This window comes from Holophagales bacterium (genome assembly GCA_016699405.1).
Lineage (GTDB): Bacteria > Acidobacteriota > Thermoanaerobaculia > Multivoradales > JAGPDF01 > JAAYLR01.
The window spans coordinates 3,238,733-3,252,605 of sequence record CP064972.1 but is presented as its reverse complement, the minus strand read 5'-3'; the positions used below and the strand labels follow the sequence as shown (position 1 = coordinate 3,252,605).

General features: G+C 70.5%; 12 protein-coding genes. 6 read left to right on the top strand and 6 right to left on the bottom strand.

The genetic code is table 11. The features are described from left to right. Positions 1-93 precede the first annotated feature (93 nt). The 3 genes from IPJ17_13410 to IPJ17_13400 all read left to right on the top strand — a co-directional run bounded on the left by IPJ17_13410 (position 94) and on the right by IPJ17_13400 (position 4,246). Positions 94-990 (top strand): hypothetical protein, encoded by an 897-nt coding sequence (locus IPJ17_13410; protein ID QQR72501.1) that lies wholly within the window; start codon positions 94-96, stop codon positions 988-990. An 11-nt stretch (positions 991-1,001) separates the two neighbouring features. Beyond that, positions 1,002-2,537, top strand: a complete 1,536-nt coding sequence (locus IPJ17_13405; protein ID QQR72500.1) for a DNA polymerase Y family protein — start codon at positions 1,002-1,004, stop codon at positions 2,535-2,537. Between the two features lie 83 nt (positions 2,538-2,620). Then, on the top strand, positions 2,621-4,246 hold the full coding sequence (locus IPJ17_13400; protein ID QQR72499.1) for a phospholipase D family protein: 1,626 nt from the start codon (positions 2,621-2,623) through the stop codon (positions 4,244-4,246). 97 nt (positions 4,247-4,343) lie between these two features. Here the strand turns inward: IPJ17_13400 and IPJ17_13395 are convergent, their stop codons facing one another. Genes IPJ17_13395 through IPJ17_13385 form a run of 3 tightly spaced genes read right to left on the bottom strand, consistent with a single transcriptional unit; the run spans position 4,344 to position 7,629 of the window. After that, complete coding sequence (locus IPJ17_13395; GenBank protein ID QQR72498.1) at positions 4,344-5,291, bottom strand: glycosyltransferase family 2 protein; 948 nt, start codon at positions 5,289-5,291, stop codon at positions 4,344-4,346. A 12-nt stretch (positions 5,292-5,303) separates the two neighbouring features. Beyond that, positions 5,304-6,470: an acyl-CoA dehydrogenase family protein gene (locus IPJ17_13390; protein ID QQR72497.1), complete on the bottom strand. Its 1,167-nt coding sequence runs from the start codon at positions 6,468-6,470 to the stop codon at positions 5,304-5,306. A gap of 13 nt (positions 6,471-6,483) precedes the next feature. Next, positions 6,484-7,629 carry an acyl-CoA dehydrogenase gene (locus tag IPJ17_13385; GenBank protein QQR72496.1) on the bottom strand — a complete coding sequence of 382 codons (1,146 nt, stop codon included), beginning with the start codon at positions 7,627-7,629 and terminating at the stop codon, positions 6,484-6,486. A gap of 133 nt (positions 7,630-7,762) precedes the next feature. On the opposite strand from IPJ17_13385, the gene IPJ17_13380 reads away from it, so the two are divergent. Continuing rightward, positions 7,763-8,005 (top strand): hypothetical protein, encoded by a 243-nt coding sequence (locus IPJ17_13380; GenBank protein QQR72495.1) that lies wholly within the window; start codon positions 7,763-7,765, stop codon positions 8,003-8,005. Here IPJ17_13380 and IPJ17_13375 read toward each other — a convergent pair. The 3 genes from IPJ17_13375 to IPJ17_13365 form a co-directional block, all read right to left on the bottom strand. Beyond that, positions 7,984-8,583, bottom strand: a complete 600-nt coding sequence (locus tag IPJ17_13375; protein ID QQR76171.1) for an orotate phosphoribosyltransferase — start codon at positions 8,581-8,583, stop codon at positions 7,984-7,986. The genes IPJ17_13380 and IPJ17_13375 overlap by 22 nt on opposite strands. Next, a complete protein-coding gene (locus IPJ17_13370) occupies positions 8,567-9,943 on the bottom strand; it encodes a sigma-54-dependent Fis family transcriptional regulator (protein QQR72494.1) in 1,377 nt (458 codons plus the stop codon). Before IPJ17_13370 ends, IPJ17_13375 begins: the two co-directional genes overlap by 17 nt. A 75-nt stretch (positions 9,944-10,018) precedes the next feature. Beyond that, positions 10,019-11,545, bottom strand: coding sequence for a Do family serine endopeptidase (locus tag IPJ17_13365; GenBank protein ID QQR72493.1), 1,527 nt, complete (start codon positions 11,543-11,545; stop codon positions 10,019-10,021). Positions 11,546-11,814: 269 nt separating this feature from the next. Here IPJ17_13365 and IPJ17_13360 point away from each other — a divergent pair, with 269 nt between their 5' ends. Both IPJ17_13360 and nusA read left to right on the top strand, forming a co-directional pair. After that, the gene (locus IPJ17_13360; GenBank protein QQR72492.1) at positions 11,815-12,285 is read left to right on the top strand and encodes a ribosome maturation factor RimP; all 471 of its coding nucleotides are present in this window, start codon (positions 11,815-11,817) and stop codon (positions 12,283-12,285) included. A gap of 23 nt (positions 12,286-12,308) precedes the next feature. Continuing rightward, on the top strand, positions 12,309-13,838 hold the full coding sequence (nusA, locus tag IPJ17_13355; protein ID QQR72491.1) for a transcription termination factor NusA: 1,530 nt from the start codon (positions 12,309-12,311) through the stop codon (positions 13,836-13,838). Positions 13,839-13,873 lie beyond the last annotated feature (35 nt).

Sequence of the window (13,873 nt, the reverse complement as noted above, 5' to 3'; positions counted from 1 at the left end):
GTCGGCCTTGCATTTACGCCTTTTTTGCGCCTATTCTTTCCTCCCGGCGGCCCGTGTGATCCGCACAGCCACCGGGAGGTCCCGAAGGTCACCATGGCCACCGCCTCCGCCCCCGCCGAGCGAAGCACCGCGCCGCCGCTCTCCCGAGCGGCGCTCGCGTCCCAGCTCGTCGAACCAGCCGGCCGATTCCTGCGCACGCTCGACCACCCTCTGGCCGGCCATCTGCGTACCGCCGGGGAGCTCGCCCGCGCCCACCGCCTCGCCCCTGGACGCGAAGGGTTGCCGTTCGGCTCACCCGAGCTCGCCCGGCTGCTCCCCGGAGGGCTGCCGCGCGGAGAGCTGGTCGAGGTCGTCGGCGAACGGTCGAGCGGTCGCCTCTCGGCGGTGCTCGCGCTGCTCGCCGCGGTCACCGGCCGCGGCGACGGCGCCGCGCTGATCGACCTCGGCGACGGGCTCGACCCGCGTCTGGCGGCCGGCGCCGGCATCGATCTTCCGCGTCTTCTCTGGGCCCGCTGTCCGACGCTGCGCGAGGGGCTCGCCGCCGTCGAGATCGCGCTCGGCGGCGGCTGGCCGCTGGTGGTCTTCGAGCTCGGCGAACGCCCGATTCCCGGAGGCCGTGGTGCCGAATCCTGCTGGCAACGGCTCGCTCACACGCTGCGCGAACGCGACAGCGCCCTGCTCGTCGCCTCGCCCTGCCGGGTGAGCGGTCCGGCCGCGAGTCTCGTGCTGCACGGGGAGCGTGGCACCGCTCGTTGGCTCGGCCGCCAAGGCGGACCCGGGACACTGGCGGGAGCCTGCGGCAGCTGGCGGCTCGAGAAGGGGCGAGGCACCTGGACGAACGCCAGCGAGCCCCTCCCGCGACGAGCCGCCGAGGGGTACGCCGAGCCGCACGAGCCGGCCCCTCCGGCCGTGGCGAAGGGTCGAATCCCGGGAACCGACCCAGCCTGCCCGCCGGTACGGCAAGGGCTCTCGATCGCCCGCGCCTCGTGAGGAAGACGCCCATGCCGCGCCTCGCCTGCATCGCCGTCCCCCTCTTCCCGCTCGCCGCCCGGCTGCGAGCGGAGCCCGAGCTCGCCACCGAAGCGGTCGCGCTGCTCGAGGGGAACGGCTCCCGTGCACGGGTGGTCGCCGCCACGCGGCGTGCTCGCCAAGGGGGTGTGCGACCTGGCATGACCCTGCCGCAGGCCCGGGCGTTGATGCCCGGGCTGCTCGCCCGCGGGCGCGACCGCGAGTGCGAGAGAGCCGCCCGCGAGGCGCTGCTCGAGGTCGCCGGCCAGCTCTCGCCGCGGGTCGAGGAGGGCGACGAGGGGCTGATCTGGATCGATCTCACCGGTCTGCCCGCTCTGCATCGCGCCGCGGACGGCGAACGCCAGCTCGCCCAGGCGATCGCCGCCGAGGCCGAGCGAGCCGGGCTGCCGGTACGCATCGGCATCGCCGGCAGCAAGCTCGCTTCACGCGTCGCCGCCGGTCTGCCGCGCTCCCCCGTCGTCGTCCGGCCGGGCGAGGAGGCGGCGTTCCTCGCTCCGCTGCCGCTCTCCCGTCTCGCCCCGGAGATCGAGCTGGCCCAGCGCCTCGAGCGCTGGGGCCTGCGGTCGGTCGGCGACCTCGCCGGATTGCCACCGGCCGACGTCGCGAGCCGGCTCGGCGAGGAGGGAGAACGTCTCCAGCGGATCGCCCGCGGCCTCGACCCGACCCCGCTCGTCCCGCGCGAGCCACCCGCCGAGCTGCGCGAAGGGATGGAGCTCGAATGGCCGCTCACCACGCTCGAGCCGTTCCTGTTCCTTGCGCGAGCGGCGCTCGACCGGCTGGGCCAGCGGCTCGCGGGAAGCGGGCTCGGCTGCCTCCGGCTCGGACTCTCGCTGCGACTCGAGCCGTCCGGACACGACGAACGGGTCGTCGCCCTGCCGGCACCGACCCGCGATGCCAAGACCCTGCTCACGCTCGTGCGACTCGATCTCGAGAAGCGGCCGCCAGGAGCGGCCGTCTCGGCGTTCGCCTTCACCGCGTGGCCGGACGCTCCTCGCCCCGGGCAGCTCTCGCTCTTCGGCCCACCCGAGCTTTCGCCGGAACGATTGGCGACGACCCTGGCACGTCTCTTCGCCCTGCTCGGCCCGGATCGTGTCGGCTCGCCTCGCCCGCTCGATGCCCACCGCCCCGAAGGGTTCGTCCTCGTGCCCTACGCCCCCCCTCCCGCCCCCCTGGTGCCACCCCCTCCACCCAAGGCTCGCGGTCTGCTCGCCGTCCGGGTCTTGCGCCCGCCTCTACCGCTCGAGGTGCTGACCCGCGAGGATGCCGGAATCGCCGGCCCTCGCCCCATCGAGCTGCGCGCCGTCGTCGGCGAGGAGACGGCGCGGCGCCCACGGCTCACCGGGCCGGTGCGCGTGGCCGCCGGCCCCTGGCGCCTCGACGAGGGCTGGTGGACCGAGGAGCGCACCGAGCGCGAGTACTGGGATCTCGAGCTGGCCGGAGGCATCCTCTGCCGCGTCTATCGTGAGCCGCGCTCCGGCGACTGGTACGCCGACGGCATCTACGACTGACCGACACGGAACCGCAAGCCTTCGCGGCACCCACGACGCACTCACCGAGCGCCGGACGCGCCGATCGACTACGCTCGACCCGGATGTCCGCCCACCGCCCACCGCCACCCCCCCTCCGCCGTCGCCGCGCGGGGCTCGCTCTCCTGCCGCTCGTCGCGCTTGCCTGTGCGAGCCTGCCGGCCCCCCGCCCCGGCCCGGCGCCTCCGCCGCTCGTCGCCGTGCCGCCGGGCCCGCCGACGCACCTGGAACGGCTCGCCGCGGAGCTCGGCCAGGGCCAACCCCCGGGACACTCCGGATTCGGGCTGCTCGAGGACGGCGAGAGCGCATTGCAGGCGCGGCTCCAACTGATCGACCTCGCCGACCGGACGCTCGACCTTCAAACCTACATCTGGGAGCTCGATCGCACCGGCAAGCTCGTCCTCGCCCACGTGCTCGCCGCCGCCGATCGCGGTGTCGCGGTGCGCATCCTGCTCGACGACACGGCACTGCAGACCCACGAGGCGGAATGGGGGGCGCTCGATCTCCACCCACACGTCGAGGTCCGGGCGTTCAACCCGTTCCTCTGGGGACGCGGGCCGTCGATCGGCCAGGCCCTGGAGTTTCTGCTCGACTTCGAACGGCTCAACCGGCGGATGCACAACAAGGCGCTCATCGCCGACGAGTCCTTCGCCGTCGTCGGCGGCAGGAACTTCGCCGACGGCTATTTCGCTCGTGCCGAGAGCGCCAACTTCCGCGACCTCGACCTGGTCGCCGCCGGTCCGGCAGCAGGCGACGCCTCCCGCGCCTTCGCCATCTTCTGGGAGAGCCGCTGGGCCTCCCCCTTGCCCCCGCTGCGCTTCCGGCCGGCTCGCCCGACCGACCTCGATCGACTCCGCGAACGGCTCGGGCCGGCAGCCTTGCACGCCGACGGCAGGCCACCAGCGGCGACGTCACCCCCAGGGGAACCGGCGCGCGAGCTCGCCCGCACCGCCCACGAGCTGCTCTGGGCACACGGCCGGGTGTTGGTCGACGATCCCCGGAAGATCGGTTCCGGCCCGCGAGAAGGGAACCCGGCCTCCGAGTTGCTCGAGCTGTTGCGGCACGCGCGCGGTGAAATCCTGGCGGAGGTCGCCTACCTGGTGCCTCCGACCGGCGGGATCGAGGTGCTCGACGAGCTCTCCCGCCGCGGCATCCGCTTGCGCATTCTCACCAACTCGCTCGCCACGAACGACGTGGTCGCCGCCCACGCCGGTTACGCCAACTCTCGCCCCGCACTGGTCGACGCCGGGGTCGAGCTCTACGAGCTACGGCCCGACGCGGACCGTGGAACGCGGCACACGATGGTGACCTGGCCGGGGTCGCATGCCAGCCTGCACTCGAAGACCCTGGTCCTCGACGGCGAGACGATCTTCGTCGGCTCGCTCAATCTCGACGGCCGCTCGATCTTCTACAACACCGAGATCGGCATCCTCGTCGAGAGCCCGGAGCTGGCACGGCGGGTCATCGCCTTCCTCGACCGCGGCTGCCTGCCGGAGAGCGCCTGGAGGGTCGCGCGGCGCGAGAGCGTCGACCCGGCGCTGCGCGGGACGACGGCCGGCAAGCGCCTCGTCTGGATCGAGCGGCGGAGCGACGGCAGCCGCAAGCTCCGCCACCACGAGCCGAGAGCCGGCCTCTGGCGCCGGCTTCAGGCGTTCCTCTACTCGCACCTGCCGATCGAGCGCCATCTGTGAGCAGAGCGCCCGTCCGGCGCGATCGAGGAAACACCGTCCGACCCGTCACGGGAAGCCATCGATCGCTGTCGAGGTGGACGGACGAGGCCGCGCCGGTTCAGGAGGTCGAGAGTCGGCCGCGCAACTCCTCGGCGGCAAACTGCGGCAGCGCCGGCAGCGGCTCGGCGAGCCCGGCACGCATCCCACGAAGCTTCGCCACGACGGCTTGCTGATTGCCGCGGGGCAGCTCGCGGAGGAACGCGGCGGGCAAGGCCACCGCGGTCCAGGCCAGATAACTCGCCCACTGCCACCAGCGGGCGTACTTGCGGACGAAGATCGCCGTCGAACGGGCGGTGCGAAAGGTCCGTCCGGCAGTGTAGCCCCCCGTGGTCGGCGAGACCATGTGCCAGAGCCGAGCCCGATGCGCGTACCAGCAGGAAAAGCCCGCGCGCTTCATCCGCTGACACCAGTCGGCATCCTCGACCGAGACGTGGTACACGGGGTCCCACAGGCCGGTAGCCGCCAGCGCCGCGCGCTTGATCAGCATGCAGCAGCCGTTCACGTAGCCGACCTCGTCGTCGCGATCGAACTGCCCGGCATCGATCTGCCCCATCCCGCGCTCGCGCGTCACGGCCTCGTGGAAGCGCAGCGAGCCTCCGGCCGCCCACAGGCGTCGCCGATCTCCGTAGAAGTAGTACGTCTTGGGACCGACACAGCCGACGGTGGGCGAACGCTCGCCCACGGCCACCATCTCGGTGACCAGCGACCGGTCGGCCTCGATGTCGTTGTTGCACAGCATCAGGTAGTCGAATCCTTCGCGCATCGCCCAGCGGATGCCGAGATTGAGCCCTCCCGAGATGCCGAGGTTCTCTTCGGTGCGGATCTGTCGCACCGTCGGCAGCTCGGTCGCCACGGCTGCCGACGAACCGTCGCTCGATCCGTTGTCGACATGCACCAGGGCGAAGTCCGGATAGTCGACCTGCGCGAGGCTGCGCAGGGTCGCGAGGGTAAGCTCGCGGCCGTTGTAGTTGAGGACGATCGCAGCGACGCGCGGCGGGCCGCTCATCAGCGTAGGAGCCTAGCGCGGCAGCAGGTGGCGAGCGATGACGAGCCGCTGCATCTCGCTCGTCCCCTCGTAGATCGCCGTGACCCGCACGTCGCGGTAGAGCCGGGCGATCTCGTACTCCTCGGAGAAGCCATTGCCCCCGTGCAGCTGCAGCGCGTCCCAGCAGGCACGATTGGCCGCCTCGGAGGCGTAGAGCTTGGCTTCCGAGGCGAAACGCCCGGCGTCGGCCCGACGTTCGGCAACCGAGGCCGCCGCATAGGTCAGATGACGCGCCGCCGCCAGCTCGGTGGCCATCTTCGCCAGAGTGAAGCGCACCGCCTGATGCTCGACGATCGGCACGCCGAACTGCACCCGCTCCTGCGTGTAGGCGATCGCCAGGTCGAGCGCCCGCTGGTGGATGCCCACCGCCTGGGCGGCGATGCCGAGGCGCGAGTGATCGAGGGTCGCGAGGGCGATCTTCATCCCCTCGCCCGGCGCACCCAGCATCCGCGACGCGGGAACGCGACAACCGGCGAAGCGCACGGCCGCGGTGCGCGAGGCGCGCAGCCCGAGCTTCTCCTCCGGAGCGCCGACCTCGAATCCGGGGCTCTCGGCGCAGACGACGAAGGCGCTGATGCCGCGCTTGCCCGCCTGCGGGTCGGTGCGGGCGAGCGTGACGAACCACTTGCCGACGCCGGCGTTGGTGATCCACGCCTTCTCACCCTCGAGCACCCAGTCGTCGCCATCGCGCCGCGCGAGGGTCTGCATCGAGCCGGGGTCGCTGCCGGCTCCCGGCTCGGTGAGGCACAGACCGCCGAGCACCTCGCCGCTCGCCAATTCCGGCAGCACCTCGGCCTGCAGCGCCTCGCTGCCGAAATGAGCGATCGGCCAGCAGCAGACCGAGTTGGTGACGCTCATCGTGACGGCGGTCGACGGACAGGCCCGGGCGATCTCCTCCACGGCGAGGCAGTAGGTCAACGGATCGCATCCGCCACCGCCGTGGCGCTCGTCGACCAGCATGCCGAGCAGTCCCATCTCGCCCGCTTCGCGGACGATCTGGCGCGGGAACTCGTGCAGACGATCGCGCTCGCGCGCCCCTGGCCGCACCCGCTCCTCGGCGAAACGGCGGACCTCCTGGCGCAGGAGCTCCTGCTCCTCGCTCAGCGAGAAATCGATACCCGCGTCGGACGCAGGGCTCATCCCGGCGCCCACGCTAGCTCCGCCGCAGGATCTGGTCGGCGATGACGAGCTTCTGGATCTCGCTCGTCCCTTCGTAGATCTCGGTAATCCGCGCGTCGCGGAAGTAGCGTTCGACGTTGTACTCGCGGGTATAGCCGTAGCCACCGTGAATCTGCAACGCCTTGTTGGTCACCCGCTGGGCGACCTCGGAGGCATAGAGCTTGGCCTGGGCCGCCTCGAGGCTGAAGCGCTTCTTCTGCTGCTTGGTCCACGCCGCCTTCCAGGTGAGCAGCCGCGCGGCGTCGAGCTCCACCGCCATGTCGGCGAGGTAGAACTGGATCGCCTGGAAGCCGGCGATCGCCTTGCCGAACTGCTGCCGCTCCTGCGAGTACTTGAGCGCCTCTTCGAACGCCGCCTGGGCGATGCCCACCGCCTGAGCGGCGATCCCGATCCGCCCGCCGTCGAGCGTCGCCATGGCGATCTTGAAGCCGTCGCCCTCGGCGCCGAGCCGGTAGCGCTCGGGGATCCGGGCGTTCTCGAAGTAGAGCTCGGTGGTGCCCGAGGCCTGGACTCCCAGCTTGTACTGGTGACCCCCGCGGCTCACGCCGGGCGTCTCCATCGGCACGATGAAGGCGCTGATCCCCTTGTGCTTCTTCGCCAGGTCGCTCGAGGCGAAGACGATCGCCACGTCCGCCGCGAGCCCGTTGGTGATGAAGACCTTGCCGCCGTTGAGCAGGTAGTCGCCGCCGTCGCGCGTCGCCGTCGAACGCATGCCCGCCGGGTCGCTCCCGGCTTCCGGCTCGGTGAGCGCGAAGCAGCCGAGCTTCTTGCCCGAAGCCAGCGGCACGAGGAACTCGCGCTTCTGCTCTTCGCTGCCGAAATTGAGCAGCGGATCGCAGACCAGCGAGTTGTTCACCGAGAGGATCACGCCGCTCGAGGCGCAGGCGCGCGACACCTCCTCCATCATCAGGCAGTAGGAGACGACGTCCATCCCGGCACCGCCGTACTCCTCCGGGACCGCGACGCCGGCCAGCCCGAGCTCTCCGGCCTGGTCGTAGAACTCCCGCGGGAACTCGCCGCTCTCGTCGATCTCCTTGGCCCGCGGCCGGACGACCTCGTCGGCGAACCGCCGCACGGTGTCCCGCAGCAGGGTCTGCTCCTCGTTGAGCTCGATGCGCATCTTGTCGGCCTTTCGTCGCGGGCGCCAGGAAGAGGTCGGAGCGCCGCCCGGCGGGATGCTAGCAATCGCCCTTTCGGCGGGTCAACGCGACCCCGGCTTCTCTCGCGGCGCGCGCTCTGCGAGAATCCCCGCCATGAGCGATCCCCTGACCTTCCTGCCGATCGAGTTGAAGAGCTACCTGCCCTCCGGTTGGGGGCTGATCGACGAGAGCGGCGGACGCTGGGACGACCGCCGCCATGCCTGGTCGACCGAGGTCTACGATCCGGCCGACAACAGCTGGACACTGCGCGTCTCGAGCGCCGAAGCGGAGAAGCTCGGCCGCCTCGCGGCGCTCAAGCAGGCGGTCGACGTGCTCTACCGCGAAGCGCTCGGCTGAGGACGGCTCCCCGGCTTCTCCGCCCGGCCACCCGCCGCGCAGAGCGGACACGCGTCGGGGGCGTGAGCCGGAAGGTCGAGCCTGCCGAGGGCGGCGAAGGGGAGCGCGAACGGCGCCTCGTCGCGGCTGCGGTCGAGGATCGCTCCGACGCCCACCGGCTCGGCCCCCAGCGCCACCGCGAGCTCCATCGTCTCGCGCGTCGACTTGCCCGTGGTCACTACGTCCTCCACCACCACGACGCGCTCCCCCGGCCGCAGCGTGAAGCCCCGCCGCAGGGCCAGCCGTTCGCCGTCGCGTTCGACGAAGCGGAACGGCACACCGAGAGCCGCTGCCACCTCGTGGCCGACGATCACCCCGCCGAGCGCTGGCGACAGGACCGAATCGGGGGTGAGGCCCGCCAGTCGCCTTCCCAGCCGCTCGCCCACCCAGCGGGCCCGGCGAGGCTCCTCGAGCAGCAGCGCACACTGGACGTAGGCGCTCGAGTGAAGGCCGGAGGAGAGGAGGAAGTGACCTCGCCGCAGGGCTCCACACTCTTCCAGCAGGGCGATCAGCTCGGCCGCATCAGCCGGGCTCGGCATCTCCGGGGCGTCGGATCTCATACTGCTCCATCTTCTTGTAGAGGTTCGAGCGCGGCGTGTCGATCGCCTGCGCCGTCTGGGTGACGTTCCACGCGTTCTCCTCGAGCTTGCGCAGCAGGAAGAGCCGCTCGGCCTCGTCGCGGAACTCGCGCAGCGTGCGGATCGCCAGCAGCGCCTGGCCGATGTCGGGCTGGGCCGCACCCACCGCCGCGAGCACCGCCGCGCGGTCGATGGAATCGCCGGGGGTCAGGATGAGGAGCCGCTCGACCAGGTTCTTGAGCTCGCGCACGTTGCCCTTCCAGGGCAGCGAGCGCAACAGCTCGAGCGCCTCCGGCGAGAACGTCTTCGAGCGGTAGTTGTTCCCTTCCGAGAAGAGGCGAACGAAGTGCACGACGAGGGCCGGCAGGTCCTCGATGTGCTCACGCAGTGCCGGCGTCCTCAGCGGCACGACATTCAGGCGATAGAAGAGGTCTTCGCGGAAGCGCCCGGACTCGATGTCGGCAGCGAGGTCGCGGTTGGTCGCCGCCACCACCCGCACGTTGACGCGCACCACCCGCTCGGCGCCAACCGGCTCCACTTCGCCGTTCTGCAGCACCCGCAGGACCTTGGCCTGCGTCCGGGGCGACATGTCGCCGATCTCGTCGAGGAAGATGGTCCCCCCGTCGGCGGCGACGAATTTGCCGGTCTGCTTGCGCATCGCCCCGGTGAAGCTCCCCTTCTCGTGGCCGAAGAGCTCCGACTCGATCAACTCCTCCGGGATGGCCGCGCAGTTGACCTGCACGAACGGACGCTCGCGACGCGGCGAGAGCTGGTGGATCTCGCGCGCCACCAGCTCCTTGCCGGTCCCGCTCTCGCCGGTGATCAGTACGGTCGCCACCGTCGGGGCCGCGAGCTCGATCGTCTCGCGCACTTTGCGCATCGCCGCGGAGACGCCGACCAGCTCGTCGAGCTCGCCGCGTTGACGGCGGGCGTCGCGCTGCAAGCGGTACGCCTCGACGGCGTTGCGCAGCGAGAGCAGGACGCGATCGCGGGCCAGAGGCTTCTCGAGGAAGTCGAAGGCGCCGCGGCGCGTGGCTTCCAACGCCGTCTGCACGTCGCCGTGCCCGGTGATCATCACCACCGGCAGATCGTGGCCACGCTCGCGAAGGTCGCGCAGCACGGCGAGCCCGTCGAGCTCCGGCATCTTGATGTCGAGCAGCACCGCGTCGGGCCGCCGCTCGGCCAGGAAGCGCAGCGCCGCATGGCCATCCGCCGCCTCGTCGACACGGTAGCCCTCGAACTCGAGAATCATCCGCAAGCTCTCGCGGATCGCCTGCTCGTCGTCGACGACGAGCACGGAGGCGCGATAGGAAGTCGTCATCGTCCGCATCCTAGCAAGAGAGAAAGGGCCGGCCCTGGCGGACCGGCCCCCGAGAACCAGTTCCCGCTTTGCCGCTCAGGGCACGCGGGTCACGGCGAAGAAGGAGAAGGGGTTGCCGTCTCCCCGCGGGTCGAACCGCTTGACGTAGAGACGAAGGAACTTGCCCGACGGCGTGGCCTTGACGGCGCGCTCGAACGCCTCGCTCGACGCCACCGGCTGTCCGTTGACCTCGGCGATCAGGTCGCCGGGCCGCAGCCCTTCGCCGACGAACGGGCTCGTGGCCCCGACGTCGCTCACCCAGACGCCCTCGGCGCCGGCCGGAATGCCGTGACTCTGGCGCAGGGCCGGATTGACGTCACGGTACTCGAGACCCAGCCACTCGATCCCGCTCTCCTTGTTGCGCTCGGACTCGCGCGACACCGCGTCGTCCTCGCCCGGGCGCTCTTCGAGCTTCACCGTCTTCTCGACGCGCTTGCCGTCGCGCAGGATCGCGAGCTTGACGCTCTCGCCCGGCGGCTTGCTCGACACGTAATCGATGATGTCGCGGGTCGTCTTCACCTGCCGCCCGTCGACCTCGAGGACCACGTCGCCGTGCACCAGACCCGCCTTGGCGGCCGGGGTTCCGGCGACGACCTCTACGACCAGCGCCCCGTCGGCGCTTTCCAGTCCGAACGCCTGGGCGCGGTCGAAGTCGAGGTTCTGGATGTTGACGCCGAGGTAGCCGCGGCTGACCTTGCCGCGGTCCCGCAGCTGCGGGAGCACGGCTCGCAAGGTGTTGACCGGCACGGCGAAGCCGATGTTCTCCGCTCCCCAGTTCATCGCCGTGGCGATGCCGACCACTTCGCCGGCGAGGTTGACCAGCGGACCGCCGGAGTTGCCGCGGTTGATCGCCGCGTCCGTCTGGATGAAGTTCTCGAACGAGGTGTCGCGCTCGAGGCCGATCTGACGCCCCTTGGCACTGACCACGCCAGTGGTGACCGTCTGACGAAGCAGCAGGGGGTTGCCGATCGCCATCACCCAGTCGCCGACACGAAGTCGCTCGCTGTCGCCGAGCGGCAGGAAGGGAACCGGGTGGCCGACGTCGATCTTCAGCAGCGCGAGATCGGTGGCGCTGTCGGTGCCCTTGATCTCCGCCTTGAAGTCCCGATCACCGAGGTGCACCTTCACTTCGGTCGCACCGTCGATGACGTGATTGTTCGTCACCACCAGGCCGTCGGCGCTGACCACGAATCCGCTGCCGCCCGACTCGCTGCGGAAGTCGCGCGGCTTGGCGTCGCCCGGATCGCCCTCGCCCGGACGTCCCGGGTTGCGGAAGAAGTACTCGAAGGGGTTGACCCCAGGTCCGCGCTGACTCCCGCCCTTCTCGATGGCGACCGCCTCGATCGACACGACCGCCGGCAGGACCTGCTCGGCGAGATCGGCGAAGCTCGGCAGCGCGCTGGCGGCGGCGCGGGAAGCCCCGGCCGCTGCCGGGCTCGGCGCGGATGCCGCCGCGGGGAGCGGCGCCGGCGACGCCGACAGACCCGGCGCACCCATCAAGACGAACCCGAGGGCGACGGCCCCGAACAGGATCGCAAACGTTCCGAACTCACGGCTTTTCATTTCGTCGTCTCTCCCATCAGCTGGGCGGCAGTGGCCGCCGCAAGGGTCTTTAGCAAACCGTGTGCCGTGTCGATCGCCGTTCGCGAGCCTTCAGTCGCACGCCAACGGAACTCGAATGCGCCAATTTGGCGTCGCACCACGCGACGGCACCCCCCGCTCCGTTGCGAAAGCCCTTTGCCCGTGCTACATTTCCCGCGCAGCTTGCCTCGCCGAAAGGAAGGTGGGTCTTGTGCCCACCTTTTTTTTCGGCTTGGAAACGCGGTCAGGAGATGGCAACGATCAAGGTGACCCCGGAGCTCGAAGCCGAGCTCTCCGCCCTCGCGGCGGCCAGCGGCTGCGAGCTCGTCCACTGCGAGTTCAAAGGGGGACTCCTTCGCCTTTTCATCGACCGGCCCGAAGGCGTCACGCTCGATGATTGCGAGTTGGTGGCGCGGCAGGCGTCCGCGTTGCTCGACGTGCTCGACTTCGGCGGCTCGCGTTACACGCTCGAGGTCAGCTCGCCGGGCCTCGACCGCCAGCTCTACGGGCTGCGGGATTACGAGAAGTTCGTCGGTCGCCTGGTGCGGCTGACTTATCGCCCCGAGGACGGAAGCAGCCGCCGCACCATCGTCGGCCGCCTCGAGGGCTTGAATGCCGGCGATCCCGATCCGTTGGTCGTCGTGCGGGAGGATCCGCGCCAGGAGGCGTTGGTCGTCCCGTTCGGACGCGTCGTCGTCGCCAGGCTCGAGATCGAACTCTAGAGAGATTGCCGAGAGACGCCACCATGCCCCAGCAGGTACAGAGCCAGGACATCAACTTGATCGAGGTGCTGCGCCAGGTCGCGCGCGAGAAGGACATCGACCTCGAGCGCTGGATCCTCGCCCTCGAGGACGCGATGGCCTCGGCCGCCAAGAAGCAGCACCGGATCAAAGAGCCGGTGCGGGCCCACTTCGACCGCGAGACCGGACACTTCGAGGCCTTCATCTACAAGAAGGTCGTCGACGAGGTGGTCGATCCGGCAGCGGAGTGGTCGGTGGATGAGGCTCAGGAGCACAAGCCGGGGGCGGTAGCCGGCGACGAGGTGCTCCTCCCCGTGTCGACCGACGGTCTCGGTCGCATCGCCGCCCAGTCGGCCAAGCAGGTGCTCTACCAGAGAGTGCGCGAGGCCGAGCGCGAGAAGATCTACAACGAATACATCGACCGCGTCGGCGAGATCGTCAACGGCACGGTCAAGCGCTTCGAGCGCGGCGACATCATCGTCGATCTCGGCCGCACCGAGGCGATCGTGCCGCGCGACCATCAGTCGCGCAGCGAGCGCTACAGCCAGGGCGAACGGATCCGCGCCGTCATTGCCGACGTCCACAAGCAGCCCAAGGGCCCGCAGGTCGTCCTCTCGCGTACCAGCAAGCAGCTGCTGATCAAGCTCTTCGAAATGGAAGTGCCGGAGATCTACGACGGCACCGTGGTGATCAAGAACGCCGTCCGCGCCGCCGGCGAGCGCGCCAAGGTGGCGGTCTACAGCCGCGAGCGCGACGTCGACCCGGTGGGCGCCTGCGTCGGCATGAAGGGCTCTCGCGTGCAGGCGATCATCCGCGAGCTGCGCGGCGAGAAGATCGACATCATCGAGTACAGCGACGACCTGGTCACCTTCGCGCAGAGCGCCCTCGCTCCGGCCAAGATCACCCGCGTCTCCGTGCACCACACCGGCCCGGCCCCTCACCTCGACGTCATCGTCGAGGACGAGCAGCTCTCGCTGGCGATCGGCAAGCGGGGACAGAACGTCCGCCTCGCCTCCGAGCTGATCGGCTGCCGCATCGACATCAAGAGCGAGAGCGACGTCAAGGGCGAAGTGGCCGACGCGCTGGCGCGCCTGCTGCAGACCGAGTTCGCGGCGAGCGCCAAGCCGGTCGACGAGGACGTCGACTTCGCTGCCGTCGCCGGCCTCCCGGCGGAGACCGCCGACCTCTTGCGCGCCTCCGGCCTCGGCACGCTGCGCGCCCTGCTCGAATCCTCGGCGAGCGAGCTCGTCGAGCTCGAAGGCGTCGACCAGGAGGCGGCCGACAAGCTGCTCGCCTGGGCCGCCGAGCGCCAGATCGCCCTCGACGGTGAACCGGAAGCCGCGCACGAGGTGGTCGCCGACCTGATGGCGGCCTCCGAACAGGCGGCTGCTCCCACGATCTCGGACCAGGACTTCCTCGCGGCCCTGTCGAAGGCCTTCCAGGAGAGCGAGCGTCAGAGCCAGAAGGCCGCCGCCCAGGCTGGCGAGGCCGAAGCGGCCAGCGCTCCGTCCGACGAAGACTCCTCCGGCGCCTGAAGTCGGAGCCCACGCACTATTCGAGCCCAGGGTCG